The 25,558-nt window shown below is 64.3% G+C and carries 25 protein-coding genes; 11 read left to right on the forward strand and 14 right to left on the reverse strand.

Annotation, left to right across the window (positions count from 1 at the left end):
- Positions 1-46: 46 nt before the first annotated feature.
- Entirely contained in the window at positions 47-1,561 is a 1,515-nt protein-coding gene (locus tag IG178_RS12340) for an FG-GAP repeat protein (protein WP_193212863.1), read from the reverse strand.
- A gap of 48 nt (positions 1,562-1,609) precedes the next feature.
- Complete coding sequence (locus IG178_RS12345; protein WP_193212864.1) at positions 1,610-2,176, reverse strand: Crp/Fnr family transcriptional regulator; 567 nt, start codon at positions 2,174-2,176, stop codon at positions 1,610-1,612.
- A 367-nt stretch (positions 2,177-2,543) separates the two neighbouring features.
- Here IG178_RS12345 and IG178_RS12350 point away from each other — a divergent pair, with 367 nt between their 5' ends.
- Positions 2,544-3,179 carry a fasciclin domain-containing protein gene (locus IG178_RS12350; RefSeq protein WP_193212865.1) on the forward strand — a complete coding sequence of 212 codons (636 nt, stop codon included), beginning with the start codon at positions 2,544-2,546 and terminating at the stop codon, positions 3,177-3,179.
- 52 nt (positions 3,180-3,231) lie between these two features.
- Here the strand turns inward: IG178_RS12350 and IG178_RS12355 are convergent, their stop codons facing one another.
- Entirely contained in the window at positions 3,232-3,699 is a 468-nt protein-coding gene (locus IG178_RS12355; protein ID WP_193212866.1) for an FxsA family protein, read from the reverse strand.
- A 143-nt stretch (positions 3,700-3,842) separates the two neighbouring features.
- Here IG178_RS12355 and IG178_RS12360 point away from each other — a divergent pair, with 143 nt between their 5' ends.
- Positions 3,843-4,229, forward strand: a complete 387-nt coding sequence (locus IG178_RS12360; RefSeq protein WP_193212867.1) for a hypothetical protein — start codon at positions 3,843-3,845, stop codon at positions 4,227-4,229.
- A 61-nt stretch (positions 4,230-4,290) separates the two neighbouring features.
- On the opposite strand, the gene IG178_RS12365 is transcribed toward IG178_RS12360, so the two are convergent.
- Complete coding sequence (locus IG178_RS12365; RefSeq protein ID WP_193212868.1) at positions 4,291-7,422, reverse strand: hypothetical protein; 3,132 nt, start codon at positions 7,420-7,422, stop codon at positions 4,291-4,293.
- Between the two features lie 221 nt (positions 7,423-7,643).
- On the reverse strand, positions 7,644-7,790 hold the full coding sequence (locus tag IG178_RS12370) for a hypothetical protein (RefSeq protein WP_193212869.1): 147 nt from the start codon (positions 7,788-7,790) through the stop codon (positions 7,644-7,646).
- 440 nt (positions 7,791-8,230) lie between these two features.
- Between IG178_RS12370 and IG178_RS12375 the strand changes: the two genes are divergently transcribed.
- From IG178_RS12375 to IG178_RS12410, 8 genes are all read left to right on the forward strand, one after another.
- Positions 8,231-9,040, forward strand: coding sequence for a toll/interleukin-1 receptor domain-containing protein (locus IG178_RS12375; RefSeq protein WP_193212870.1), 810 nt, complete (start codon positions 8,231-8,233; stop codon positions 9,038-9,040).
- 314 nt (positions 9,041-9,354) lie between these two features.
- Positions 9,355-10,587 (forward strand): hypothetical protein, encoded by a 1,233-nt coding sequence (locus tag IG178_RS12380; protein WP_193212871.1) that lies wholly within the window; start codon positions 9,355-9,357, stop codon positions 10,585-10,587.
- Positions 10,588-11,072: 485 nt separating this feature from the next.
- Positions 11,073-12,110, forward strand: a complete 1,038-nt coding sequence (locus tag IG178_RS12385; RefSeq protein WP_193212872.1) for an alpha/beta hydrolase — start codon at positions 11,073-11,075, stop codon at positions 12,108-12,110.
- Between the two features lie 67 nt (positions 12,111-12,177).
- A complete protein-coding gene (locus tag IG178_RS12390) occupies positions 12,178-15,693 on the forward strand; it encodes a hypothetical protein (protein WP_193212873.1) in 3,516 nt (1,171 codons plus the stop codon).
- A 59-nt stretch (positions 15,694-15,752) separates the two neighbouring features.
- On the forward strand, positions 15,753-15,968 hold the full coding sequence (locus IG178_RS12395) for a hypothetical protein (protein WP_193212874.1): 216 nt from the start codon (positions 15,753-15,755) through the stop codon (positions 15,966-15,968).
- Between the two features lie 120 nt (positions 15,969-16,088).
- The gene (locus IG178_RS12400) at positions 16,089-17,114 is read left to right on the forward strand and encodes an insulinase family protein (protein ID WP_193212875.1); all 1,026 of its coding nucleotides are present in this window, start codon (positions 16,089-16,091) and stop codon (positions 17,112-17,114) included.
- Positions 17,115-17,515: 401 nt separating this feature from the next.
- A complete protein-coding gene (locus IG178_RS12405) occupies positions 17,516-18,523 on the forward strand; it encodes a hypothetical protein (RefSeq protein WP_193212876.1) in 1,008 nt (335 codons plus the stop codon).
- 432 nt (positions 18,524-18,955) lie between these two features.
- Positions 18,956-19,471, forward strand: coding sequence for a hypothetical protein (locus IG178_RS12410; RefSeq protein ID WP_193212877.1), 516 nt, complete (start codon positions 18,956-18,958; stop codon positions 19,469-19,471).
- 46 nt (positions 19,472-19,517) lie between these two features.
- Here IG178_RS12410 and IG178_RS12415 read toward each other — a convergent pair whose 3' ends face one another.
- From IG178_RS12415 to IG178_RS12450, 8 genes are read right to left on the reverse strand one after another with little or no spacing between them, the layout of a single operon-like run.
- The gene (locus tag IG178_RS12415) at positions 19,518-20,825 is read right to left on the reverse strand and encodes an RNA polymerase sigma factor (protein ID WP_193212878.1); all 1,308 of its coding nucleotides are present in this window, start codon (positions 20,823-20,825) and stop codon (positions 19,518-19,520) included.
- Positions 20,826-20,829: 4 nt separating this feature from the next.
- Positions 20,830-21,288, reverse strand: a complete 459-nt coding sequence (locus IG178_RS12420; protein WP_193212879.1) for an SRPBCC family protein — start codon at positions 21,286-21,288, stop codon at positions 20,830-20,832.
- Positions 21,289-21,310: 22 nt separating this feature from the next.
- Positions 21,311-21,682 carry a DUF1428 domain-containing protein gene (locus tag IG178_RS12425; protein WP_193212880.1) on the reverse strand — a complete coding sequence of 124 codons (372 nt, stop codon included), beginning with the start codon at positions 21,680-21,682 and terminating at the stop codon, positions 21,311-21,313.
- Positions 21,683-21,689: 7 nt separating this feature from the next.
- Positions 21,690-22,088 (reverse strand): VOC family protein, encoded by a 399-nt coding sequence (locus IG178_RS12430; RefSeq protein ID WP_193212881.1) that lies wholly within the window; start codon positions 22,086-22,088, stop codon positions 21,690-21,692.
- Positions 22,085-22,507 carry a YciI family protein gene (locus tag IG178_RS12435; protein ID WP_226895367.1) on the reverse strand — a complete coding sequence of 141 codons (423 nt, stop codon included), beginning with the start codon at positions 22,505-22,507 and terminating at the stop codon, positions 22,085-22,087. The genes IG178_RS12430 and IG178_RS12435 overlap by 4 nt, the downstream gene beginning before the upstream one ends.
- A 30-nt stretch (positions 22,508-22,537) precedes the next feature.
- Positions 22,538-22,843, reverse strand: coding sequence for a YciI family protein (locus IG178_RS12440; RefSeq protein WP_193212894.1), 306 nt, complete (start codon positions 22,841-22,843; stop codon positions 22,538-22,540).
- A 29-nt stretch (positions 22,844-22,872) separates the two neighbouring features.
- The gene (locus IG178_RS12445) at positions 22,873-23,262 is read right to left on the reverse strand and encodes a YciI family protein (RefSeq protein WP_193212883.1); all 390 of its coding nucleotides are present in this window, start codon (positions 23,260-23,262) and stop codon (positions 22,873-22,875) included.
- Between the two features lie 21 nt (positions 23,263-23,283).
- Positions 23,284-23,859, reverse strand: coding sequence for a hypothetical protein (locus IG178_RS12450; protein WP_193212884.1), 576 nt, complete (start codon positions 23,857-23,859; stop codon positions 23,284-23,286).
- A gap of 167 nt (positions 23,860-24,026) precedes the next feature.
- Between IG178_RS12450 and IG178_RS12455 the strand changes: the two genes are divergently transcribed.
- Positions 24,027-24,416 (forward strand): hypothetical protein, encoded by a 390-nt coding sequence (locus IG178_RS12455; protein WP_193212885.1) that lies wholly within the window; start codon positions 24,027-24,029, stop codon positions 24,414-24,416.
- Positions 24,417-24,562: 146 nt separating this feature from the next.
- Here IG178_RS12455 and IG178_RS12460 read toward each other — a convergent pair whose 3' ends face one another.
- Positions 24,563-25,411, reverse strand: coding sequence for a DUF4394 domain-containing protein (locus IG178_RS12460; protein ID WP_193212886.1), 849 nt, complete (start codon positions 25,409-25,411; stop codon positions 24,563-24,565).
- Between the last annotated feature and the right edge of the window lie 147 nt (positions 25,412-25,558).

Genomic DNA, 25,558 nt, shown 5'->3' on the forward strand with positions numbered 1-25,558 from the left:
CCCTGGGCTTCGTTTCCGCCTCGCGGGGTGGAGGACGGGAGCCTCTTCACCGCTCCTCGATCCGATGGAATCGTCGCGGCACTCCCGGGGTGATGGAGTTGGGGAAGTCCACCGGAGTTCCAGGGAGGGCGGAAAAGGTGGCCCCCACATTGGTCCAATCCCGCAGGTTGGAGCTGGAGCGCAGCTGGAAGGTGCCGGCTTGATCCGCCAGGAACCTGAGTCCGCCGTTCGGGAGTGTCTTCAGACTACCGATCGAATCGGGCGGGAAGTCGGCGGAGATATCGATGTCGGCAAGCAAACGTCCCGTGCTCGAGTAGCGGCAATAGAGGAAAAGCCGCCGGGCATCGAGGTGCATGCCGAGGCCGAGGTCGGCGTCGACCTTGGTGATGCCCGGGATGGTGTCGATGGAAAGGCGGCCGTCGGGTACGGGCGTCCAGCTTCCCGCGGAGCGGACGAACAGGTTGACCGATCCGGCGTTGTTGGTGCCCGCCACGTCGTCACCCGGCGAGGAGCCGACCAGCAGGTTGCCCACCAGCCTGACAGAGGCACCGAACCCATCACCCGCCGCGGCGTCGGGTGGATGGATGCGGTCCGCGGTGAAACCCCAGGCATCGGTTCCGCCGCGGTGGCGTTCGAGGATGTAAACGGTGCCGGCATCCTGTTGGGTCGGGGAGAGGTCGCGGAACCCGGCGCCGACGGCCATCCGGTCGCCGGAGAGGGAAATCGAGTGGCCGAAGAAATCGGCCGGTGCCCCGTCGGGCGCGTAGCGGCGTCCCCCGGCGGGCAAGCCCCAGTGGTCGGTGCCGCCCTCGTTGCGGCGGAAGAAATAGAGCGCGCCGTAGCCCGACTCGATCGGTGAGGTGGGGGTGGCCTGCCGGTTTTCAAGATAGGAGCCGATCACGATCAGGTCGCCGGTGATCGCGACGGCGTTGCCGAAGGAAAGCCCGCTGAGCGCCGAGCCCTCCATCTTCGCGCCGGGCACCTGTCCCCATTGGTTCGCGCCACCGCGGTCCTTTTCGAAGACGTAGAAGAACTTCGGATTGCCGATCGCGGTCCCCGCCGCGGCGGAGACGACGAGCCGGCCGTGGTCGATCGCCATCGCCTCGCCGAGGCGCTTCGACAGGTTGCCGTTCGGGAGCTGGTGGTCGGTTGCGGTGATCTGGCGGATGAGCCCCCAGTTGTTGTCGCCACCGACATCGCGGTCGAAAACAAACACCGCGCCCTGGTCGGCATTGGTCCCGCCGGCGGGAGTCGGCGCATCGAAGGAAGGATCGGAAACCACCAGCGTGTCACGGTCCGGCATCAGGATCCGGGTGCCGAAGGCGCCGCCGTTTGCCGCCGGGGTGGTGATGAAGTTCTTCCGCGCGAAGATCTCCCAGGTGCCGCCGTTGCGCTCGTAGAAGAAGACCCGCCCGCCCCCGGACACGGCCATGAAATTGCCCGAGGCCGCAACGTTCCCGCTGAAGTCCCGCCCGGCGGGCGGCAGGATGTTCTGCGAGAAAGTGGCGGCGCGGAGGGCGGGGAGCAGGAATACGACAAGCGGAAGAACCGGGAACTTCATGTGCCCGCCAGCCTAGGAAAGCCGCGGCGCCGGTTTCATTGATTCGCGTCAAGATCCGCCGGCCGCGATCTGGCCGCGGATCCGGCTCAGCGTTTCGGGCGTGATGCCGAGATAACTGGCCAGCACGTGCTGGGGGACCCGCTGGCTGAGCAGCGGGCGATCCCGCAACACCTGGTCGTAGCGCTCGCGGGGGGAAAGGAGGCGGAGCTGCTCGTTCCAGCGCATGGTCTTCTGGAGCTGCTCTTCCGCGAACTGGCGGCAGACGCTCGCGAAGCGGGGGAACTCGAGGGCGTGGCGTTCCGCATCCGCCGCGGACGACTCGGCGATCTCGCAATCCTCGAGGCACTTCAGCCGGTGCACGCCCGGCTGCGCTGGATCGGCGAACCCGGCGATGGCCGGCTCGCCATCGAGGAAGATCTCGCTCACCAGCTCCTTGTCGCCGCAGCTGCGGAACAGGACGACGGTGCCGCGCAGGACGAAGCATGTGTTAGAGTCGGCATCGAACGACCGGCTGATCCACTCGTGCTTCCGGTAGGAGCGGACGAAGCTGGTGCGCCTCATCAGGTTCATCTCGTCCTCGGAGGGATCGATGAAGCGTCGGACGAACCGGAACATCGGTTCCAGAGGACAGTCGGGCTGCACGGGCTGCGGGCGTTCCGGTGGGTGCATGGAGGTGGCGGAAACCTGCGCTGTGGCACCCCGGGGTGCCAAGCCGGATTCCGGAAATGAAGAGCCACCCCTTCCTGACATCCGGGGACCGCAATCTGCATGACGGAGGGCGATTCGGATCGCGAAATGCCGATCGGCCGGAGTTGCCGTCGAGAATCCCCCGCGCCCCGGCCGACGGCGCGAATCGCCCGTGGCTGGGAGGATTGGAGGCCCCATGTCCGGCCGGAACCCGCCGCGGCACGGCGCTTGCGATGCCAAGCCGTCCGGCACGGCAGTCGCCGTGTCCACGCAAACGAACAACCCACCGATCCACATGAAACGCACCATTCCCTCTTTGCTCCTCGTCGCGTCCACCCTCACTCCCGCCCTGGCCCAGGAAGCCGCCCCCCAAGCCCCGGCTCCCGCCGTCGAGGTCGAAACCAGAAGCGTGGAAGTCCAGGCCGATGAAAACGGCGAGGTCGTCCGCAAGGTCGAAGTCCAGCGCACGGTCATCCCCGCCGAGCCTCCCCGCCCGGTGGTTCCCGTGGATAAAACCATCGCCGCGCGGGTTGCCACTTCGGACGCCTACTCGAAATTCCAGACCGCCTTGGAGGCCTCCGGTCTCGACAAGACGCTGAACGGACCGGGTCCCTACACGGTCTTCGCCCCGACCGACACGGCCTTCGAGAAGTTGGCCGACCAATCGTTCGATGATCTCTTGAAGCCCGGGAATCGCACGCTCCTGATCAACCTTCTCCAGCGCCACATCATCCCGCAGCTGATCCGTGGCGAGGACTTCAAGACGGGCGAGTACCTCACCAACGCCGGCGAACTCATCCACGTGAAAGTGGAGTCCGACAAGATCACCATCGGCGAGGTCAACGTGACCATGTCGAACGACCTGTCGGCCAACGGCGTGATGCACGCCATCGACGGGCTGATCGCGGAACCGGCCCAACTTCCCCGATAAGGGTGGCGTTGCCGGTGACCGCAGCGAAGTCAGCGATCACCTCCGTCCACGCTTAGTCTTCGACGACCTCGACATCGATCACGTCGCCTTTCCCTGCCTGCTGGACGCCGGGGGGCTCTCCCCGGCTGTCCGGCCGGTTCATCCCCGGCACCACCAGGTGGATGCGGCTCTTGAGCGCATGCATGAGCCGCTTGACCGCGACAGCGCGGACCGGCGGCGTGAGGAGGAGGAAGCCGATCGCATCGGTGAGAAAACCCGGCGTCAGGAGCACGGCACCGGCGACCAGGATCAGCAGTCCCTCGAGCACTTCCTGGTGCGGGAGCCGTCCTGCGGCCATCGACTGGCGGTAGGCCTGGAGCACCCGCAGGCCTTGGGATTTGGTCAGCCAGGCCCCGAGCAACCCGGTGAGGATCACGATCGCCAGCGTGGTCGGCAGGCCGATCCACTCGCCCACTGTTAGAAACAGGGCCAGCTCGATCAGGGGAACGGTGATGAAGAGAAGAAACAGTCGGCCGAGCATCGTGCGGCCAACCTAGCACGCCCCGCGAGCGGCGCCAGAGAAGGACCCGTCGCAGGCGAATCTCCCGGCAGAAGCACGGGCCGGCGATCGGCCGGTGATTTTTTCCGGGAGGCGGGAAAGGGCCGCTGTGGGTTTAAGGTTGGATGAAGCCGCCTCCCCTCCAACGTTGGAAATCCTTCTGGTTCGGGGCGATCGTCCTGGCCTTCCTCGGTTGGGCGTCATGGCAATCCTTTGGACCCCGCTACCTTTTCGGCTGGGACACCGGCAGCCACTCGGCCGGTTTCGCACGCATGAACGGGGCAACCTACTTCATGACGGGGTGGCACGGCACGGCCCCCGGCCTGGTCTCTGAGCGACTCATGGAAATTCCTCCGCCCGCGTTGGTGCGGCATTGGAGAAAGGAAGGGATCGGAGTGACCCGGATTCCGGACCTCGTCACCGTCCTGCTCTTCGTTCTTGCCTGGATTGGCTGGCTCGCATGGCTCGAGCGCCGGGGAAGAAACGGAATCCCCGGGCAAGCAGTTGGCTGACGTCCGGTCCTCGCCCGGCGCGGGCTCCTTTGTCCGCGCCGGGGGATGGGATCGTGATGGTTCAGGGAATGTAGACGCGGTAGAACGCCTTGCCCGCCGGGGCGGCGGTGTCGGTGTAGGTCCCCGAGGTTTCGCCGGTGGCGATGTCCTCGAAGCTGGTCAGGTCGCCGACCGAGCGCTCGATGTTCACCGCGGCGCCGCCGGAATCGTAATGGATCGTGAAGCCACCCGGGCCGCCGGTGACGCCGGTGATGATCACGCCCTCGCCGGCATCGACGACCCGCGCGTCGACGTCGTCGACAACGAAGCGACCCCCGTTGAGCCCGACGAAGCCGAGCCCGTCGAGGAGGAATCCCTGCACGTCGGCAGGCTCGCGGAACAGGTTGGTCTGGGCACCGGACGCTCCGAGCGAGGTGCTGCCGTCGGAGTCGAACAATTGCACCGCGAGATCCGCCGCGGGGGTTCCCCAACCGCTGGCGGTGAGACGCAGCCAGTAGACCTTCAGCGTGTCGCCGGGGTCGTTGAAGCTGTTGTTGAGGTCGGCGTCCACGGAGATGGCGAGGGGCGTGGCCGAGAGGTCGAGGTTCGGCACGTTGACCCAGGCGCTGCCGTTGTAGGTCTGGACCACCGAGGCGGAGGTGATCCGCAGGTTCACGTCATCCTGCACGCCGGCGCCGGAGGCGGTGGACAGGTGCATGTGGAAGAGCCGGTCGCTGCCGGCCAGCGGGCCGGTCAGGGCGAAGGGAATGTCGACCTGGAAATTCGACGCCTGCAGGCCCGTCGCGCCGTCGATCCGCCCGCCGCGGACATCGACCGCGCGGCTGGAGCCGGGGATGATGCCGGCCACCGGCACGGTGCTCTGCGGCACGACCTCGCCCCAGAACAGGAAGTCGACCCCGGCGGTGGGGCTGGGTGCCTCGAAGTTCCAGTTCGGCAGCAGTTTCGACTCGGAATAGCTGCCGGCGGAGATCTCGACGGCATGGGGAGTGCCGGGGGAATCGCTGGTGATGAGCAGCTCGCCGAGGGCGGCATTGTCCGGCGCCGCAAGGCTGGAGTCCCAGACGAGATCAACCGTCAACACCCCGCCCGGCGGCAGCACGGCCGGCAGGGCCGGTGGCGTGGGAAGCGAGAAGGCGGGGTCGGCGAGATCGAGTGCGGTGATGGTGAGATCGCCGTCGAAACCGTCGTTGAGGATCGTCACGCTGGTGGTGCCGGTCGTCGTCTGGTCGCTGTCGAAGAAGATCAGCCCGGGCGCTTCCGCGATGGCGAGGGACGGGTCCGGCTTCTCGAAGGCATGGATCGCCGCGGCATCCAGCCAGAACGGGGTCTGGTAACCCGGGCTCAGGTTCGAATCGCTGGCGTCGGCGGTCGTGAACGAGTGCGAGGCGAGGGTGTGGGTTTGACCGCTGGCGCCGTGCCAGAAGGCCATCGTCCCGGAACTCAGCGTGACGGCTGCGGCGGGATCCGTCGGCGATTTGACCCGGACGACATACCCGGCGTCCACCGTGCCGAGACCGCTCGCCTTGACGCTGACCTGATAGGTGTGGAGCACGTCGCCGTCATCCGCATTGAGGATGCCGTCGTTGTTCAGGTCCGACGATCCGGCGAGATCGACCGCGATGGCCAGCTGCCAGTTGCCGGTCACGCTGTCGAAGACATAGAAGCCCGGCGTGCCGCCGGTGGTGACGCCGTCCGGCAGGTAGGAGAGGTTGATGATGACGTTCTCACCCGTGGTCATGAGATTCCCGTCCCGCGCGTCGTTGTCATCGGACAGGAGCAGATACTGCAGGGTGCGGTCGGTGAAACTGCCGTCGGCCGCGGCCCCGGCGTAGGACTCGAACTGGCCGGGTGCCACCGGGGAAAACACGAACACGGACTCGAAATCCCCGCATCCGTTCGGGATGCCGGAGGCCTGGTCGGCGTGGCCGATCGGGAGGCCCGACGGATCGCCGACGCCGACCACGCGGATCGCGGCGGGCGAGTAGGCGCCCAGACCGGGCTCGACCCGGACATGGCGCGGGGACCACTCCGCGGCCGCCGCGTATGGCACCGACGAGATCGTGTAGGTGGTCACCTGGAGGAACCTCGGGTTGGTGTTCAACAGATCGCCGGAACCGTAGACATTGGCGCTGGCGGCCAGCAGCTGGTCCTGCTCCGGGACATCGGTGGTGACCTGGAGGGTGGCAGTGGTGTTGCCCGTGCCCGTGACCCCGGGCATCGCCTTGACCGTGATGTCCGCGTAATCGCCCGGGCCCAGGACCACGGGCGGCGACTGGCCGCCGGCGCCGTTCACGGCGATGTCGGTGATGAGGAAATCCGCCGCGCCGGCACCGGTGAAGCTGATCCCGTCGAGCGAGATGTTTTCCGTCGCGCCCTCGTTGACGTAGCGGACCACCCGGGTCCCGGTTTCACCCGTCATCGAAAAGACCAGCCCGTAGTTGAGGTCGGTCGCGCCGTTGATGGTGTCGTGGACCAGGAAGGGGTCCGGAGGGATCACCTCGGAGACGGCGACCCCGCTGATGACCGCATGGGCGCTGTTATCGTAGGATGTCACGCCGGTGAGCTGGACCGTCAGCACGTCGCCGGGATTGTCCGGGGTCACGATCAGGGTGAAAGCCCCTGAGGTTTTCTCCGCGCCGCTGGTGGATCCCGTGGTGCGGAGCAGGCTGGTGTTGGTGTAGTCCGGAGCTCCGGGAAGGCTTGCGCGGAACTCCGAGGCCACCCGGTAGACCGCCCCGAACACCGTCACCTGGTAGCTGTTGGTGGTGGGCAGGGTGATCCCCACGCTGACCCCGGCCCCGACCCCGGCGGCGCCGAGCTGGGAATTGAAGAGGCCGCTGGGATTGGTCGCCGTGCCGGACACGGTGGCGGTCCCGTCGCTGTAGCTGAAATCGGAGAACGGGCGGGTCGCACTGGAGGATCCGCGAGGATCGCCACCGCCCACCGCGGTCATCGAGCCGATCGCCGTTCCGCCGGATTTCTCATTGGTCGGCACGCCGGTGGCGGGCGAAGCGCTGGTGTCCCAGTAGACCCAGTCCAGGTCGCCCAGGGCGGTGATGTCGAAGGCCGGGGCGGCCTGCGGTACGGACTCGAAGGAGCCGGCGATGGAGGAGGCGGAAGCCGGGGCGGCCGCGAGGCACGCGATGCCGGTCCAGAGGGCGAGTGGAATGGTGAGGGATCGGATGGGTTTCATGGGTTCGGAATAAAGGCCGTGGCCTGGGGGCAACCCGGGGACAGGCAGGGGTTTGGGGTCGCTTCCAAGGCGCGGCGACGCCCGGAGCAGGACGTGCCGATGGGGAGGAATGCCGGGCGCCGGCGGAAACTTAGCAGGCCCCGGCGATTTTTTTCCGCGGCGGCGGTTCCGGCAGCTTCACCCCATGCGGTGACCTCATCCACCGTGCGGGCGCGCTCCCCCTACCCACGGATCTCCCACGAACCGCTCTGCAGCCCAAGGAAGGTGGCCATGGCCTCGACCTCGGCTTCGAGGGTCTTGCGGTAGGCCTTGGAGCGGGGCTTGGTGCGGACGTAGCCCAGTTCGGTCTTCAGACGGCCGGCTTCCACCCTTTAGAGGCCCGGGTGAGCGTCTTTTGCCAGTGGCACTCTTTTCAGCTCCGAATAGCAGGGGACTCGCCCTCAGCCATGCAAACAGTATGACTGATCCCGTTCGCATGAGTGATTCCCCCTCAATCGAAAGTGACGCACCTCGAGCCCATTCGTCTGCAGTCACCCGCCGTTGGATTCTCGTTGTCGGAACAGGAGAATACAGGCTCCCCAAAAGTGAGTTGTGGGCAGCCAAGGCCTTGGGACGGCTATTGGCAGAACGTCGGTACGGACTCGTTACGGGCGCCTGGCATGGCGTGGACCACTGTGTTACCGACTCGTTCTTGGAGACTTTACGGGAAGCCGGACTCAATCCTGATGAGTACCTTATCCAAGTCGCAAGTCCCGATCGGAAGGTTCACTTCCAGTGCGGGAAAATGCAACGCACGAGTCCCGGGGCCATGGAGTGGCTGGAGCCTCAGAGATATGCAGACGCTCTCGTGCTTATTGGAGGGAAGGGGGGAACACTCGATGCTTGGTTCGGAGCGCTTCATGATGGATTGCCTCGGCTGCCTTTGGGGGGAACCGGTAGAGATGCGGAGACTGCTTTCAAGAACACCGTAAGGCTTTGGGAGCTAATACCCGTGCCTGGCATATCGAAGGCGCAGTTCGAAGCCTTGGGATGTGAGATCAACAGCGAAGCCGATGCCCTGCGCGTGACGACTCACCTGGTCGACAACCTTTTAGTCGATACTTTGACTGCCGTTGACTCAAGATCGCGCGGAACTTTGGGAACAGCTCCTTCCCTGTTTATCAGCTACAGCCGCAAAGACGCCGAGTGGGTGAGTCGTTTGCGCACTTTGATGAATCCCTTGGAACGAAGCGGTCTTGTCTCGAGTTGGGTGGATTCGGATATCGAAAAGGGGCTTCCTTGGGAGCCACAACTCCTGCAACGGGTCGAGCATTCAAGCGCAGCACTATTGATGGTCAGCCCGAACTTTCTGAATTCCGAGTACGTGAGAACAAAGGAAATTCCAGCGTTCCAGCGGCGGCTGGATGCGGGAAACTTCCGCGTCTTCTGGATCTTGTTGGAAACATGTGACTGGCAGAGCGTAGAGCTGTTGCGAAAGGTTCAAGCCAGCGACGGGATCGACGTGCCGCTCGCACAATGCAGATCCGCCGCTGATTCTCAGTGTCGACTTATTGAGGTGGTCAGTTCGGTGGGACGGTGGCTCGATATTTCGCAACGCACGAGAACCTCCAATCAATGACGGCTTTCCTTGAACGTGATCTCAAATTGCATGGATCAGTCGGTGAGAATCGGCAGTTGTTCCGGAAGGATCAGTCGATGGTCGGATCTCTTTCGGCCGCCATCTTCGGCCTGGCAATCGAGGGGAAAGAGCGGTTCCCGTCGACAGGGGCGGCACCGAATTTCGAAGGCAGGATTGCGCCCGCACTCTGACGAAGACCAACCTCCAGTTACCCAGCAACCTTCGATTTCCGGGACCGGTCCCTCTCAGACGGCTCCACTCAGGGGTGATCTCTGGACAACCTTCCCGCCGGGCGCGGGTTGGAGCACGGTGGCATGACCGTTCGCGAACTCCTCCGGCCCTTGTTGATGGTGTGCCTCTCGTCGAACCTCACCGCAGCCGGGGTAAAGAAGCCGCTGGGCACCTTCGCGAGTTCCGGCGCGCTCGATCCGTCGATCTACGCCCATGCCGGACTGCGAGGGGTTCTCGTGCGCGTGCCGTGGAAGGACGTCGAGCCCTCGCCTGGAGTGTTTCAGTTCGAGGGGATCGTCCGCCAGGCCGAGGCCGCGGAAGCGGCAGGGGTCGGGTGGAGCCTCGCCATCCTCGGCGGCGGTGTCGGCAGTCCCGACTGGCTCATCGACACGCTCGGCGTCCCCTATCTCGACTACACTTTCCGCGGCGAGCCCGGCTACCGGCTGCCGTTGTTCTGGGATGCCACGGTCCAGACCCGTCTGGCGGCCCTGGCCATGGCGCTCGGCAGCCGCTTCGCGGAAAACGAGCGACTGAAGCTGGTCTATGTCACCCAGATGACCTCCAACGGCATCGAAGGCCACTTGCAGGGCGTGAACATGGCGGCCTTCGCGATGGCAGGCTATACCGACGAGCGATGGGTCGCCGCGGGCAAGGGCGCGGCGCTCGCCTTCGCCTCGGCCTTTCCCGCCCACCCGATCGCCTTCGAGGTGCACGACGTGAACGGAGGCCCGACGGTCCCGGCGCGGATCCTCGGTGAGCTGTGGGACGATCCCGCCCTCGACCACCGGGTCGGTGGCGCGGTGTGGTGGGTTTCGGGAAATCCCGACTACCAGGCTGGACTGCTCGGCTTCCTCCGCGACTTCCCGGGCGACCTGTACGGGCAGGTCATCGCGCGCTCCGATCAAACCGAGCGGCTTCCCGAAGAAGGCTATGCGGCCGCGTTCGCCCAGGCCATGGAGCTGGGCCTCCGCTATCTGGAGCCTTGGGAATTCGAGTTCAAGCCGCTCCCGGGCGGCGCGGGCGGGGCTTGGGACACCGAGATCGCCGCCTTCAACGCATGGGCCGACGCGGCCTTCGGCGAAGGATCGCTGCATCGAGCCCAGCCCACGGTGGAGGTCGGCGAAGACGGTGCCGTACTCCGTTGGACCGGGGTCTCCGGGTTCGTGGATCGGATCGAGTCGGCGGACCCATCCATGGAGTGGTCGCTGCTTGAGACGGTCGTGCCCACCGTCGACGGCCGCCGTTCGCTGCCGCTTCCGGACAATGGCTCGGGCTCCGGCATCTTCCGCATCGTGAGACCGGAGGTCGACGAGTAGCGGCGTTTTCCACGCCAATATACACGGACCGACACCCCTTCAATAAGGAGCGCGGGATTCCATCCCGCACCCGTGCCTGCGGCATCCTGCCGCAGGCCGTCCTCGGACCATCCTGGTCCGGACCTTCTCTCATGACCCCCAACTTCACCCGGCCGACACAAAGTGCTCATCCACCCCGAACGGAACGGCCGACCCGGCGCCCCTCTGCGCAACCCAATCCGCCCGACTTCCAAGACGAGGCAAGCGCGGTTGCTCGACGTCGGCACTCCCCCTCGAGATCTTCTTATAAAGGGATAGGGATTTTCTCGCGAATCCCGGTCGAAGATTCCTTATTATCAACTCGACCCAATTAAACTTCACCCGCTTTTTCTCCTCAATTGTCTTGTCATTGATCTCCGGATCCCGCTTACAGGGGATGTATGTTTGTTATTACGAACCGGGAAGTCAGTGATGGTGGAAAGGGAATTGCCCAGGTGGGTGACCGGGTGAATTCGAAGGGTCCCAACGAGCTCAGGATGCTCGAGGTGAACAAGGCGGGCAGGGGTTGGAGCGTCAAGGTCATCCCGGACAAGCTCGAGGGGACTTACGCCAAGGAGACCGAGACGCTCAAAAAGAAATACAAGCTCGGGCACTGCGTCCTCGATGAGTTCTGCGAGTACACGAGCGAATACGTCGCTTTGAAGACCTTCGACAGCATCCGCAAGAACAAGCGGAATTTCCTGTTGTTCGTGCATGGCTTCAACAACGACCTCAAAGCCGTCCTCGATCGCGCCCACCAGTTGGAACAGGACTACCAGGTCGAGGTGATCCCCTTCAGCTGGCCTGCCAACGGAGGCGGCGTCCGGGGAGTGGTGAGCTACAAGAGCGACAAGCGCGACGCGAGAACTTCCATTGGTGCATTGGACCGGGTTCTCGAGATTCTCTGGAGATATCTCGACGCTCTCAACGAAAAGAACCGCCAGGCGGTCGAGAAGGCGATCGAGGATTCCAAGCAGTTGCAAATGAACAAGGAAGAGCGGGACGAGTTCATTGCGAGAACCATGGAAATGGCCTGCCCCGTCAGCGTCAACGTGCTGTTCCACAGCATGGGCAACTACCTTTTCAAGAATCTCCTCCTCTCGCCGATCTTCCACGCCCGGGCCACCCTTTTCGACAACGTGGTCATGGCGGCGGCGGACGTGAACAACGAAGGTCACGCGGAGTGGGTCGAAAAGATCCAGGCGCGCAACCGGATCTACATCACCATCAACGAGGACGACTACGCCCTCCGCGCCGCGAGAATCAAATCGGGCGAGGAGCAGGTGGCCCGTCTCGGCCACTACCCCTACAACCTGACCGCGAAGAACGCCGTCTATGTCAACTTCTCCAATGCGAAGGGGGTGGGTGAATCCCACAGCTACTTCGAAAGCAAGGTGATCACGACAAACGTCCGTGCAGGGCGGTTCTTCAAACTCGCCCTGCAGGGTCGGGTCGCGGAGAAGGGACTGAAATACGATCCGTCGCAGGGCTACTACCAAGTTTAGACGCTCCCCGCATCCCTTGCCGCATCCGACCTGAAATTCCGGTTTACCGCCCCCTCCCCCAAAGACCATGGACGACAGTTTCAATCGGGTACTTGTCTTCGGCTCGCAGATCCTCGCGGTGTTCCTGGTGGTGGTCGGCGCCGTGCTCCAGCAATCGGAGCTGCGCAGTTCCAGGCCGCCGGGCGCTTCGAAACGGATTTCCCACGACCCCCTCACCGGAGACCGCTACGCGCGCCTCTGGGAGGACCCTTTGGAAGGTCTGCAAAACTTCCGTTCCCGCGAAACCGAGTCGTCTTTGCAAGGAGTCGCCCAGGGTTCGACGGAAACAAACGTGGCTCCCACGCTCAATCCGGGAAGCCGGAAGGTCGGAACGGACGACCGGATCCTGTGGAACCTGATCGACGCGAGCCCTTCTCCCGAAGCGACGGAACTTCGGCTTCGCGCCCGATACGCCTTGGTTTCCGCGCTGATGATGAGCGGATACAAGCCCATGCAGGACGGCATCCTCGAGGCGGTCGAGGCGCCATCGGGATGGCGGAAATCCGGGGAGGTTGCGAAGGAAGGTAGCCCGACGCAACGCTCCGTGATCGCCTATCTCGAGCGATTCGAATTGCGGAGCCATCTCAGGGCCGAAGACGACGGCACCCCCGGAAGGGTCATCTGGGTCTATTGGCACCCCGAAGGTCTCTCCATCAAGAGCGAGAACGGCAAGTCGGTCACCTACGACCGGCACTGGAAGGTCCGTCAGCTATTGTCCAAAGCGTGGGAGGAAGTCGCCGTTGAGGGCTCTTCCGATGAGGCGGTCCCGGCAACCTCCGGGGAGACCGCGGGAAACGCAGCCGAGCCCGCCGAAGGGAACGTGGAGCCACCGCCCGGAGAAACCGATGCGCCTACCTCACGAATTTTGGAACTTGGCAAAAACCTCACGAAGCCCCGGTTCAATCCCAAGGCTAACATCCACGTCCTTCAGTATGGAAGCAGCACCAGCCTGAAGGCGTTCATGGACAAACGCCCGACCGGGGAGGATCTGGAAAAGACGCACTTCGTTCGCGCGACGATTCCGAACGAATACCTCGGTGAGAACACCGACGGGCTCAAGCGCCCGGTCTTGGAGGACCACAAATTGGTCCTCCGGTTGATCGACGAGCTGGCTGCGAGGATCCCCTCGCTGGCGGACACGGCCCCGGTCGGAGGAAGTCCGCCGGACGGCGACAAGGCGACCGACCCGGCGCCCCGCATCGTCATCATCTCGGAGTCCGATGGCGACTATGGCGACAATCTGAAGAGGCTTTTCACCACCAACTCCGGCTCCCGGCTGAGCGTCGAAACCTATGGATATCTGAGAGGTCTCGACGGACTTGCAAGCGAGGCATCCCAAGCGAACCAGGGGGGCAGCGGCAAAGACAAGGCCGCCGTGGGCTCCGGCAAATCGAACGGAGGCACTGCCGAGCGCAGTTGGGGAACGAGCCAGTATGACTACCTTCGCCGCCTCGCCTCCCAGCTCCGGACGGACCCGGCCGCGGAGGGTGGGCCTCCGGTGGCGGTCGGGGTTCTCGGCACGGACATCTATGACAAGCTGCTCGTCCTGCAGGCTCTTCGTTCGGAGCTCCCCGACTCCATCTTCTTCACCACCGACCTCGACAGCCTGTATCTGAGCCGGGAACACCTGCCGTTCACCCGCAACCTGATCATCGCCTCGGGCGAAGGACTCGACTACCGGCCCGACCCGCAATCGAAAGCCCCCGGCAAACCTTCCGGGAACCTGAGGGACGGCGTAGCCCATGTCCGGATTCCTCCGATGCGCGACAGCTACCAGACCGCCCTCGTGCGCGCGGTCTGGAACATCGTGCACGATCCAGAATCCACGGTTCCAGCCAGTGAAGAGGCGCTCTTGTGGGAAGTGGGCAGCGGGACATTCGTTCCCCTGCCGAAGGTCGATGTCTCCGGTCAGACGGTTCAGCGAACCTTCGGCTCGTTCCTTCTCGCAAGCTTGGGTCCTCCGATTTCGAACCTCTTCATCTTCCTCTTCGGACTGATCAATGCCGCCCGGATCTTCCTCGCTCTCGCCGTTCTTCACGGACACGAGACCTCTAACGTCCATCGGACGGTTCCCATCGCGTTCCGCTGCACGGGCATCGCGATTCATCTCTTCCTGATCACCTTTCCGATCGCACTGGTGCTTTACCTTTCCCAGGGGTTCGGAGTCGGCCAGGCCTACACCTGGGGGCTTGCCGTCGCCATTCTCGTACCCCTCTTGATCCGCTTCCGATCGAGGATATGGAACTTCCTCCTCGGGGAGAAGCGGGAGCGAAAGGCATCTTCACCCGAACAAAACAAGAGCGGTCCCCCACCCCTCCCGACGGGACTTGCCTGGTGGCTGTTCTGGGGTGAAGTGGCGGTCGCGGCTCTCTGCACCGTGGGCCTCGGACTCGCGGTAACGGGATCCCTGATCGGAGGCAACTCGGGAACTTCCGCGCCGGCCATGCTCGCCGGGGAACCCCTGAGCCCGGTTCTGGGAGTGGGGATCTGGCCGAGCATCCTGATCCGGGTGCTCGCGTTTGGAATCGGGTTGGCCCTCCTTTACAAGACGATGAAGAAATTCGTCGGTATGTGCACGCTCGCCCGATCGGAATTCATGACCGCCGAGAAGCTGTTTGCCGGCAATACCTCCGTCCTCTCCCGGATCCGCGCAAGGATCGAAAGAACGCTCGACCCCACGTCCCGCTTTTGGCCGGTGATCGTCTCCTCGATCGTCTACTTCTTCGCATCACTCGTCCTCTTCAGGATATGGCCTTCCTACGTTCCGGGCCGCGGGGGGATCAGTTTCGCCGCGGAGAAAATCACCCTGAGCCTAGGCGTCGGACTTTACATCATCCACCTCTGGTACTGCGTCACACTTCACGTGTCGTCCTATCGCACCATCGGCCGCATCGGCAGGAAGCTCAGGAAGCAGACTCCTCTGCTCGTTTCGGAATTCCGCTCGCTTCTCCATGAGGAGGCCCAGGCCATCCATTCGACGGAGAAACCCTCGCCCCCGAACCTGGCGAAACTGCCTTCGACGGTCAGGCTCAAGGAAGTTCTCGAAGGGGCCAAGGGGCTCTCGTCCGGCGTCAGAATCCTCACGGAAACGGTGGGGGTCACCCTCCTTTATCCGCTTGCCATTCTGACCCTGCTCCTGATTTCGAGGCTGCGGATTTTCGATGACTGGAACATGATGCCCAGCCTGTTGATCACCTTTCTTTTCGGGGCGCTGATCCTTCTTCTGTCATCCGTCCTGCTCCTCACCGTGAGTCGTGATATCCGCGGCTACCTGACGTCGGCCCTGCTCGACATCGAAGCCCTCTTCAAGCGCCGGAAGGCCGAGATCGAAGCGGATGCCGAGGATGTCCCGAAGAAGAAGGTCACATTGATCGCGCAAGTCAGGCTGGAGAACACCAAGCAGGGCATCGAGCAGCTCAATTCCATCACGGAAGGAGCCTTCGCGCCTTGGTATTCCCAGCCGATCTTCATCGCGCTGATGGTCGCGCTGGCGGTGGCGGGGACGACGAATCTCATCGAACCGATCCTGTCGCTCTTCATCTGACGGGGGTCAGTCTCTGACGGGGGTCAGTCCCGAAAAACGAAGGTTCGGATCGGAGGCTGTTGTCGTTTGTTGGGGACTCGGGGGTGCTTGCCCTGCTGCCGATGCTGCCCGCGCTCGGCGAGGTCGCGACGCCGGCGGTGGGTCGCCGCGTCGAGAAGCTCGGCAATGGATTGACCGTGGTCACGATCCCGCGCGACCCGCTTCCGCTCACCACCTTCGCGTTGTTTCTGGGGAGGGGAAGTGCGGGCGATCCGGCCGCCCACCCGGGAGTGTAGGAGTTCGCGCTGTCGCTCGCATGGATGGGTCATGGGAGTCTCGATGAGCATGCAGTGCTGCGCGCGATCGGCGAGGTCGGAGGCGATCTTCACCGCTCCGTAGCGACCGGGTATTCGACCGTGAGCCTGTCCTGCTTTGCCAGCAAGGCGCCTGCGGCGCTGGATCTCATGATCGGGGCGCTGAAGGAACCGAGGTACGAACGGGAAGTGATCGCTCGCGAATTGAAGAACCGCGAGGCGGACATTGCGTGGGAGAAGGACGATCCCGGGTCGCTGGCTCGCGATGCGTTCGTGCAGGCGGTTCTGGGCGAGCACCCCTACGGCCGGGCGATGCGCCGCGGAAAACCGGAGGATCTCGCCGGCATCGGTCGGGACGAGCTGGCTTCCGCCCTGGCCGCGCTGCGGCGGCCGGAGGATGCCGTGCTTTTCATCGTGGGCCCGAAAGATGACCGTCTGCTGGAGCAAGCCCGGGAGAAGTTCGGGGCCTGGAGCGCGGCGCCCGATCCGACCCCGCCGATCAAGGATCCGGTGTACCGCAAGCCGCTGTCCTTCGAGAAGGTCGAGCGTCCCGAGATGGATCAGATCCGTCTCCAGTTCGGCGCGATGGGGCCCGCGGCCGGCGTGCCCGATCGCGCGGCGCATCTCGTGTTCGCCCAGATGATGACGTCCGGTTTCACGAGTGTGCTCACCGACGAACTTCGGGTGAAGCGGGGGCTGGTCTACGGGATCTCGTTCCATCAGGTGTGGCTGGATCACCCGTCGCCGTTTTCGCTCTCGACCTCCACCCGCGCCGAGAAGGCGGAGGAGGTGCTTCAGGTGTGTTTCGACAAGCTGCGCGAGGTGCGGGCCGGCAAGGTCGAAGACGAGCGGCTCACGGCGGCCCGCAACACCCTGCAGGTGGGGATCGCGGAGGCGACCGACACCGGGTTCGGCCTGGCCGAGGCCGAGTATCTCGGATACCGGCGGAACGGGGACTTCGATGCGTGGCGGAAGCTGCACGAGGAGATCCGCGAGGTGTCGGCGGAGTCGGTGGTGGCCGCGGCGCAGCACTACGATCCTGCCGGCTTCAAGGTCATCCTGGTGGGGGAGAAGGCGAAGCTCGAGGCCTTCGACCCTGCCCAGCTGGAGGAGTCCCTGCGGCGGTAGAACCGGGTGCCTATTCAAAGGGTTCGGGTCAATATGCCGGGCGGGTCAAAATGCGGTCAAAAAAATGCGGTCAAAATGCCTGTCCCTTTTTGGTCCCTTGTAGGCCCGGGCGCCTCTTCAAAGGGTTCGCGTCAAAAGGCCCGCGTCAAAACGTCAAAATGCCTGTCCCTTTTTGCGGACCCTTGATGCGCCCCTCGTGGGTCCGGACCGGATGGGGGTCGGAATCAAGTGGGAGGGCGGGCCAGCCCGACGCGATCGGCCTTGGTCGCAGCTCCGGCCGGGAGCTCGCCAATCCCTCGGTGACGATTTCGGGAGATTTTTGAAACCGCGGCAGCCAGACCGCGAATCGGGGGCAAGGAGCGATGGCTTCGCTCCACGAAACCAACGAACCCCATCCAAGCATGAAATTCAGCGATTCCTTCCCGTCTTCCCTTCCTTTCCTCGGAGCAGTCCTGCTGGCAGGAAGCTCCGTGGGTCAAGCCAATGTCGATATTGGCCTTTCCGAGGATCAAGACCCGACCGACAAAGTGGCCGGGGTCATCCTGGACTTGGCCCACGCGGGCGGTAGCCCTGCTTCATGGTATGAGTATGAGGTGCTGGAGCCCATCTTGACCGAGATGACGGCCGACCTTCTGACAGCACTGGCGGCCGACGCAGCGGAACGAGGCGGCGACTACAATGGAGATGGAACAGTTGACGTCAGCGACTACCTGATCTGGCAGGGGGCCTCCGGCACGACCGCCGACGGCGATGTCGATGGCCGCGATTACTTGAATTGGCAGAGGCCCCCCGGGACGACCGCCGAGGGAGATGTCGAAGGCCGCGACTTCCTGATCTGGCAGGACAAATCCGGCACGACCACCGCCGGCGATGTCGATGGCCGCGACTTCCTGATTTGGCGGGACGAATTCGGCACGGCGGCCGAGGGAGATGTCGACGGCCGCGACTTCGTGATCTGGCGGGACAAATCCGGCACGGCCGCCGACGGAGACGTCGACAGCCGTGACTACCTGATCTGGCAGAGGTCCCCCGGCATGACCGCCGAAGGTGATGTCGATGCCGCGGACTACCTGGTCTGGCGCGACAGTCTGGTCGAGTCGGCTCTTCAAACCGTCTGGGCCATCGATCCCGGGGATCTCAGCATTTGGCAAACGAACTTCGGGAACACCGCCGAATACGCGGATTGGCGGAAATGCTTCGGAGAGATCGCCTTTTGGAGCGATGACTTCGAGGGTGTCCGGGAATGGCAACTCGCGGCGGAAATCCCGGCGGTGCTGCTGAGCGAACTTCAAGAGGCCCGGATCTCCGGAACCAGCAGGGTATTCGGCCCCGCGACCCTCGAACTCGCGACGCGGCCCGGAGTTTGCGAGGCTCTTCTGTTGGAACTTGCCGCGGCGGTGCGAAAGTAAGGCCACGCCGAAATGCCTGTCCCTTCATGCGGTCCCTTGATTCGCCACGGAAATGATCGGTTTCCGCCTGCGGGCACCACAGGGTCCTCTCCACGGGGCGGTTGGCGGAGTGATCCTCCCAAGCGTGTCGGGGGAAGCCGGTCGATTGAAGTTGATGGATCGACCCCCTGCCGGACATCCTGCTTCAAGCTTCACAAGGAAAGCTCCGCTTGGATGCACGTTGACCGGAACACGACCCGATGGGGATTGGCGGCACTCGCAGGAGTGATCCTTTCGATGGTGTGGGTCATGCGAAGCGGTGACCGTGGTGGGAATGATGGCCCCGGAAGTGGCTCGAGGCGGAGCGAAGGTGACGCCCGGGCGGGCGATCCGGGCGGTGGGCTGGCTGACGAAGGGAGCAGGAGGCGGGGCGACCGCCGCGAGCCCGGAGCGGTGCCGGCAATCGATCTATCCGGAAGCGAGGCAACGCGGGCGTTCGCGATCTACGATGAATCCAGGAGGTTCCTCAAGGACCTGGAATCGGAGAGAGCGGAAGTGTTCGCGCAGTGGGAAGATGCCGACGGCAACTCGTCGAGCACCCTGCTTCTGGAGCGCCCGACCCCGGACGAGCTGGACCAGATCTTCGGGGACTGCCTGGAATCGATGCCGGCGGAAGACCGGATTTTCGTGGAGAAGACCGGGCTCTCGACCCAACTCAGGAAGGAGATCGCGGACTTCTTCGGCTATGGGGAGAACTACCGCTACGTCACGTTTCTCCTTGCCGGTGACGGCTCGGCAACCCTTCCCACCGTGTTGATCCTTGAGTCGGACAAGCTCTACGACCGCAACGATACGTCGCAGGGTAGGATGGACATCCCGATGGATGAACTGCGCTTGAGGGAGTTCGCGGACCTCAAGGTGGGGGATCCGAAGCTCGAGCGCTACGGCAGACTCTTTTCGATCAAGTGAGCGACGGACCCCGGCAAGATTCCTGTCCCTTTATGCGGCCTAACGCTTAACCCTCGTCGATCGAAGCGGTCCCGTATGAGCTCTGCTTGAGATCAAGCGGCGTCTCGGCCAGCTTCGTGAGAAACCCCCTCTCCTCCTTGCTGGGTGCCAGGTCGACGGCCTTCTGATAGGCGGTGCGGGCATCGGCGGGGCGGTGGAGCTGGGTGAGGAAGCGGCCGCGGATGGCGTGGTAGAGGTGCTGGGATTCCAGGGAGTTGCGGTCCGGGATGGCTTCGAGGGTGTCCAAGGCCTGCTGCGGGTTTCGGGCGTGGGCGAGGGCGACGCAGCGGTTCATGGCGACGACGGGGGTGGGCTTGAGGAGGAGGAGATGGTCGTAGAGGGCGAGGATTCGCGTCCAGTCGGTGGAGGCTTCGTCGGCGGCGAGGCAGTGACAGGCGGCGATGCCGGCTTCGAGGTGGTACGGGCTGAGGATTTCACCCGTGGAGGCCGCGCCGAGGGCGTGGATGCCTTCCCCGATCAAGCCGGTGTCCCAGCGGCTGCGATCCTGGGCATGGAGGAGAACGATCTCCCCGGAGGCGCCGGTTCTCGCGGGCAGGCGGGCGGCGGTCAGGCACATCAGCGCGAGCAGAGCCTGGGATGATGGTTGGCGGGTGGCGGGATGTTCGCTGAGCAGGCGGGCGAGGCGGATGGCCTCGTGGCAGAGTTCCGCGCGGACGAGCGCGTCGCCGGCGGAGGACTTGTAGCCCTCGTTGAAGAGAAGATAGAGGGCGGTGTGGACGCCATCGAGGCGCCGGGGGAGTTCGCTGGCATCCGGCACCGAGAACGGCAGGCGCAGGTCGCGGATGAGCTGGCGGGCGCGGACGAGGCGTTTGGCGATCGCCGCCTCGCTGGTGAAGAAAGCCGCGCTGATCTCCGCGGGGCTGAGCCCGCACACGGTGCGCAGGGCGAGGGCGAGCTGCGCTTCGACGGAGAGCTGGGGATGGAAGCAGACGAAGAGCATCCGCAGCGTGTCGTCGACGATCCCATGCTCCCCGGCGGGCTCGTCGCGGGTGAGCCAGGATTCCTGCTCGGTGGTGATCCGTGCTTCCTTGCGGTGCCAGGTTTGCTCGCGGCGCAGGGCGTCGAGCGCGAGGTTCTTCGCCGCCTGGGTGAGCCATGCAGCGGGGTTTTCCGGGATGCCGCGATACGGCCACGTCTGCAGGGCGCGGACCAGTGCCTCCTGCACCACATCCTCGGCCAGCTGCAGGCGGTGCGTGCCGAGGCGGGAGGCCAGTGCGGCGACCAGCCGCGCGCCCTCGCGCCGGAACAGGTCGTCCGCCACCACGCCAACGCCGCTTTCGCCCGGGCGCTTCATCGGATCAGCCCTCCTCGGGAGGCGGGCCTCCGCCCTCGACGAGCCGGGCGAGATGTTCGAGGGAATCCTGCCAGCCGAGGTAGCACGCTTCCGCGGGGATCGCCGCCGGAACACCGGCCTGGGTGATGCTGAGATCCGTGCCGCAGGATACGGCTTTCAGTTTCACCGTGACCTCGATCTCTCCGGGGAGATTCGGATCATCGAAGGTGTCGGTGTATCGCAGCAGCTCGCCGGGCACGAGCTCGAGGTAGGTCCCACCGAAGGAGTGGCCCTGACCGTTGTTGAATTGCGTGAACGACATCCTGAAGGTCCCGCCGACCTTGGGTTCGAGGTGGAAGACCTTGCAGACGAAGCCATTTGGCGGGAGCCAGCGGCTCAGCGCGTCGGGGTCGAGGAAGGCCTTGTAAACGAGGTCGGGCGTGGCCTTGAGCACACGATGCAGGCGGATGGTGTGGGTTTCCATGGTGGTGGGGTTGCTTGTCAGTTCAATCGGCGACGAGGGGCGCGAAGCCTCCGAAGGCCATGCGTTTGCAATCGAAGATGGCTTCCGACCGCGCACCAAGTTCTTGCATGCGGGGATCTGCCATGATCCTGGCGTTCGCCTCGTCGCGCGCCTCGCGATCGGCGAACACCGCCCAGGCGAAGATTACCGTTTCACCTTCATTGGCACCGGCGGCGCTGAGGAAGGAGCGGCAGAAGTCGGTGGTGAGATCGTCGGCGATGCACTCGGTGTATTGCAGAGCACCGTGCTCGCGCCAGATGGCGGAGGCGCTTTGGGCGAGCGCGCGGTAGTCGTCGATCTTGTCTTTCGGCACCGGGATCAGGAAGCCGTCGACGTAGTTTCCGGGAACTTTCATGTTGAGATCATTTCATCGAATGCAGGCCCGCCATGTTGCCATCGGGGTCGAGGAACAGCGCGATGAAGCCGTAAGGGGCGATGGAGAATTTCTCGCGGAACAGCTCGCCGCCGGCCGCGGAAACGCGGGAGGCCTCGACGCCGCAGTCCTCGCAGGAGAAGTACACCAGCGTGCCACCCGCTCCGGGTGTGAATCCCTCCATGCGGCAGAGCGCGCCGCCACAGCCGGGCGCCTGGTGCTCCATGTCGTTGGGGAACATCATCAGCTCGAAGCCGTCATCCGAGCCATCGGGCAGCGGCAGGGGCTGCATTTCGATGGCGAGGACGGTTTCGTAGAATTTCCGGGAGCGAGCCATGTCGGTGACATAGATCTCGAACCAGCCGACAGGATTGCGCGGGCAGCTCATGGGGTTGTGTTTTGGAGTGAGGGATTCTGGAAGGCGTTCACGTCGGCCATCGGCCGGCAGAGATCGGCGATGGGGCGGACCTCGATCTGCGCGCCGTGGGCAAGGATGGGGCAGGCTTGGGCGAGGGCGACGGCCTCCGCGGTGTCCGCAACGGCGAGGAGAAAATAACCAGCGATCGCTTCCTTGGACTCGGCGAAGACGCCATCGGTCACAAGGGTCTGGGGGCCGCTGACGAGCTTGCCCTCCTCCATCAGCGGCTGGGCGCCGCGGAGGATGCCTTTTTCCTGCAGGCCTTCCACCCAGCCGTAGAAGTCGGTCATGACGCGCTGGAGCTCGGCGGGCGAAAGGCTGCCGTTCCAATGCGTACCGCGGATCAGCAGCAGGTGCTCGCCGGTGGTTTGTTGTGTGTTGGGATTCATCATTCGGATATGGGTTGAGGACTTGCCCGGTCAGCTCTCGGGATCGAACTGGAACTCCCGGAGTTCCTGCGGGCAGCGGCATGCCTGAGCGAGCTTCGCCGCCCATGCGATGGCAACTTCGCGGGAGGGCAAGTCGAGGACACAAAAGCCTCCCGAGAGCTCGCTGGTCTGCGGGTAGGTTCCGCCTTCGACGGTGCCGTCGGCCGCGACCATCAGCGGGGCAACATCCTCGTTGAGGCCTCCACCGAACACATAAACACCGGCAGCCTTCGCTTCACGTATGACGTTGTGCGCCGCTTCACTGACCTCAGGCAGCTCCCCGGCAGGGACGGTCATGGCGGGCGCAGGGAAGGAGATGAGGTATTTCATGCGGTGGGGGTTTCGTTCGTGTGGCGATAGGCACTGCCTCGCTCGGACTCCAGAGGGCGGATCTCGTAAGACAAGCCATGGGGCAGGATGGGGCTTTGCGCCGCGATCGACGATGCCTCGTCGAGGCTGTCGGCAACGATGATCCAGTAGCCGCCGATGACTTCCTTGCCTTCGGCGAATGGCCCGTCGGTGCGGATCCCCTCGCGGGAAACGTGCGCCGCATCCATGGTGAGCCGTGAGCCGGGCTTGAAGACGCCCTTTTCTAGGTTCGCCTCATACCAAGCGTAGAACTTGCCGATGGCGGCCTCGATGTCCTCCTTGGTGGACGCCTTGTCCCACTGGCCGCGGGACAGCAGCAGATACTCGGATGGGGTGGATGGATCCATGACCGGGCGAGGAGGTGCGGTTCACTGCCGGGTGTAGACGACCGGCGGGCCGCAGGGCGATTCCTTGCCGTCCTTCCACGCGACGCCTTCCAACTTGAAGTGATCCGCGTCGATGAAGGTGTAGGTGGCTCCGTGCATGTGCGTGTCCTTTTGCGGATCCAGGCCGGGGGTCGGGGCGAGGTCGAAGGTCAGGGAGTCACCGGTGCTTTTGACGAGGTTCATGCGCGGCTGGTTCCGCATCACGCAGTAGTGGGTCATGGTGAGCTTGCCATCCACGTCGTGGTAGAGGCTGAGCATTTCCATCGGCGTGCCGGCGGCGAACCGCTCCTCGATCACGGCGCCGCCGGCGATCACGCGGAATTCCGTGTTCATCTCCCCCATTTCCTCGGACGTCGCCGACCACTTGCCGACCAGCGCCTTCATTTTTTCAAAGGCAGCGGAACCGACGTAGGGCGGCATGTCGACACACTCGGCGCACTCGGCTTCGTTGGTCTTGTCAGTCCCGGTTTTCCCGGCGGTTGCGGGAGTTTCGGTGGTTTGGGATTGGGCCAGCGCGGCGGAAGCGGCGAGGGCGACCCAGGTCATTGTCGTTTTCATGGATCTCGTGGTTTGGTGATGGGTCCGGAGACGCCCATGCGTCCCTTCTCCATAGCATCGACGAACCAGCGCCGTGCGCGAGGACAAGAAATCGGAAGAATTGTCACGCGGCCCTTGAACAGGGGCGTGAAGGGGTCCGGGAAACCGAACCTCCGGCCGGGCGGCCGATGAAGAGCAAGAGCGGAAAGGCGCTGCTGCGGAAGCGGGGCGAGTATCTGGAGCTCGGCTTCTGTCACGTGCTCGATCACGGCGGATCGAGACGGGCGACCCTGCGCGGGCGGGAGAACCTGACCAAGCGCCAGGTCGGCGCGGCGCTCGCGTTCAGTCTCTCGCCGCTGATGCGCCACCACACCGGCCACGGGACGCCCAAGCAGTGGCTGGCGGCGATTCATGATCCCGCTTTCGGGCTGGTGAGCCGGCTATCACGCTGGTTTGGCCGGCTGACTGCCGCGACGCGCGCGGAAGATACGCTTTTCCGTCAGCCAGTCCCTTCGCGTCGCCACGTTGCGATGGATTGGCCGGCGAAACCGGTCGCCCGTTTTTCAACAGGCTGTTAGGGGGCGAGAACGGATGACGGAATGGCCGTTGAGTCCGAAGATTGAGCCAGGGATCCACCGCGGCGAGCTGCTCCGGAAGCCGCTTGGCGTCATCCCGCCTGCGCAGCTTTCCGGAGCAGCTGTTGGATCGAAGCGGCGTTCCGAACCTATTCGGCGACCGGACCGATGACGGTGAGCGAGTCAACGCAGTTCCATCCCTTGAGCCGGTAGAGCAAGGTGGCGCTGCCGGTGTCGAGGTCGATGGTGTAGAGGCCCGTCGGTTTGATCCTGCCCATTCCCCTGCCCCTGCCGTTGCCTCTTTCCTCGACAAGCGACGCGTAGGCGATGCCGCTGGCCCCGGAGATATCGAATCCGGCGACGTTCGCCACCTTCACGCCGAGCGGGCCCACCGTGTTGAGGACCCCCGCGTTCGGCGGATTCTGCAGGAGCAGCGCGTCGAGCGAGGAGTCGATGTCGTACAAAGCGGTGCCGGTTGCCGGGTCGTTGTCGCTGTTGGTGTAGGCGGCACCCACGACCTCCGGCGAGGCCCCTTCGTTGGTGTCGCCCGCGGCGAAGGCAAGGGTGCCGTCGATCGCGACGACCGCCCCGGTGTCGGGGTGGGCGCGGAGGTTCTGCCCGGTGTCGCTCATGATCCGGATCCGATCGACCGTCGGGTTGAAGTCGAAACTGAAGGATTTGCCCTCGAGCGCGGGGGTGAACGGTCCGCTGCCGACTGCGGTGGCCACCCCGGTCTCCCAGTTGATCGAGTAGATCCGGCTGGTGCTCCCGAGTCCGTAAAGCTGGCCGTTGAAGGGCCGGAGATCGAGTCCGAGCAGCTGCTCATGCTTCCGGAGACCGGTGATCTTGACCTTCACCGGCTTGATGGCGGGGTCGGTGGCGAACAGAACCAGCTTGCCGTTGCCGGAGAGACCGGCGAGCCATTCGGCGGCCGGGACTCCCGCCTGAATCTTCGTGCAAGCCAGGGCGAGGACGGGGATCAGCAATCGAGTTTTCATTTTCGTGGGGTTGGTTGGGGATATGGGTTCATCGGCCTTCCATCGGGAGGGCCACATTTGAGCAACGCCTGCCATCCCGCGGCGGATGCATGAATTTTTTGCCCGATCTTCACCGCCTCTCTCCCGGTCCACGACAGCGGGCGTCGG

It is taken from the genome of Neoluteolibacter marinus (genome assembly GCF_014904755.1).
GTDB lineage: Bacteria > Verrucomicrobiota > Verrucomicrobiia > Verrucomicrobiales > Akkermansiaceae > Haloferula > Haloferula marina.

Coding starts and splice junctions, on each gene's coding strand:
- IG178_RS12445 (WP_193212883.1), bottom strand. CDS start 23,262: ATGGATCCATCCACCCCATCCGAGTATCTGCTGCTGTCCCGCGGCCAG.
- IG178_RS12350 (WP_193212865.1), top strand. CDS start 2,544: ATGAAACGCACCATTCCCTCTTTGCTCCTCGTCGCGTCCACCCTCACT.
- IG178_RS12355 (WP_193212866.1), bottom strand. CDS start 3,699: ATGCTCGGCCGACTGTTTCTTCTCTTCATCACCGTTCCCCTGATCGAG.
- IG178_RS12415 (WP_193212878.1), bottom strand. CDS start 20,825: ATGAAGCGCCCGGGCGAAAGCGGCGTTGGCGTGGTGGCGGACGACCTG.
- IG178_RS12460 (WP_193212886.1), bottom strand. CDS start 25,411: ATGAAAACTCGATTGCTGATCCCCGTCCTCGCCCTGGCTTGCACGAAG.
- IG178_RS12375 (WP_193212870.1), top strand. CDS start 8,231: ATGGAGTGGCTGGAGCCTCAGAGATATGCAGACGCTCTCGTGCTTATT.
- IG178_RS12345 (WP_193212864.1), bottom strand. CDS start 2,176: ATGTTCCGGTTCGTCCGACGCTTCATCGATCCCTCCGAGGACGAGATG.
- IG178_RS12450 (WP_193212884.1), bottom strand. CDS start 23,859: ATGAAAACGACAATGACCTGGGTCGCCCTCGCCGCTTCCGCCGCGCTG.
- IG178_RS12430 (WP_193212881.1), bottom strand. CDS start 22,088: ATGAGCTGCCCGCGCAATCCTGTCGGCTGGTTCGAGATCTATGTCACC.
- IG178_RS12340 (WP_193212863.1), bottom strand. CDS start 1,561: ATGAAGTTCCCGGTTCTTCCGCTTGTCGTATTCCTGCTCCCCGCCCTC.
- IG178_RS12420 (WP_193212879.1), bottom strand. CDS start 21,288: ATGGAAACCCACACCATCCGCCTGCATCGTGTGCTCAAGGCCACGCCC.
- IG178_RS12365 (WP_193212868.1), bottom strand. CDS start 7,422: ATGAAACCCATCCGATCCCTCACCATTCCACTCGCCCTCTGGACCGGC.
- IG178_RS12435 (WP_226895367.1), bottom strand. CDS start 22,507: ATGAATCCCAACACACAACAAACCACCGGCGAGCACCTGCTGCTGATC.
- IG178_RS12440 (WP_193212894.1), bottom strand. CDS start 22,843: ATGACCGTCCCTGCCGGGGAGCTGCCTGAGGTCAGTGAAGCGGCGCAC.
- IG178_RS12380 (WP_193212871.1), top strand. CDS start 9,355: ATGACCGTTCGCGAACTCCTCCGGCCCTTGTTGATGGTGTGCCTCTCG.
- IG178_RS12405 (WP_193212876.1), top strand. CDS start 17,516: ATGAAATTCAGCGATTCCTTCCCGTCTTCCCTTCCTTTCCTCGGAGCA.
- IG178_RS12425 (WP_193212880.1), bottom strand. CDS start 21,682: ATGAAAGTTCCCGGAAACTACGTCGACGGCTTCCTGATCCCGGTGCCG.
- IG178_RS12455 (WP_193212885.1), top strand. CDS start 24,027: ATGAAGAGCAAGAGCGGAAAGGCGCTGCTGCGGAAGCGGGGCGAGTAT.
- IG178_RS12360 (WP_193212867.1), top strand. CDS start 3,843: ATGAAGCCGCCTCCCCTCCAACGTTGGAAATCCTTCTGGTTCGGGGCG.
- IG178_RS12390 (WP_193212873.1), top strand. CDS start 12,178: ATGGACGACAGTTTCAATCGGGTACTTGTCTTCGGCTCGCAGATCCTC.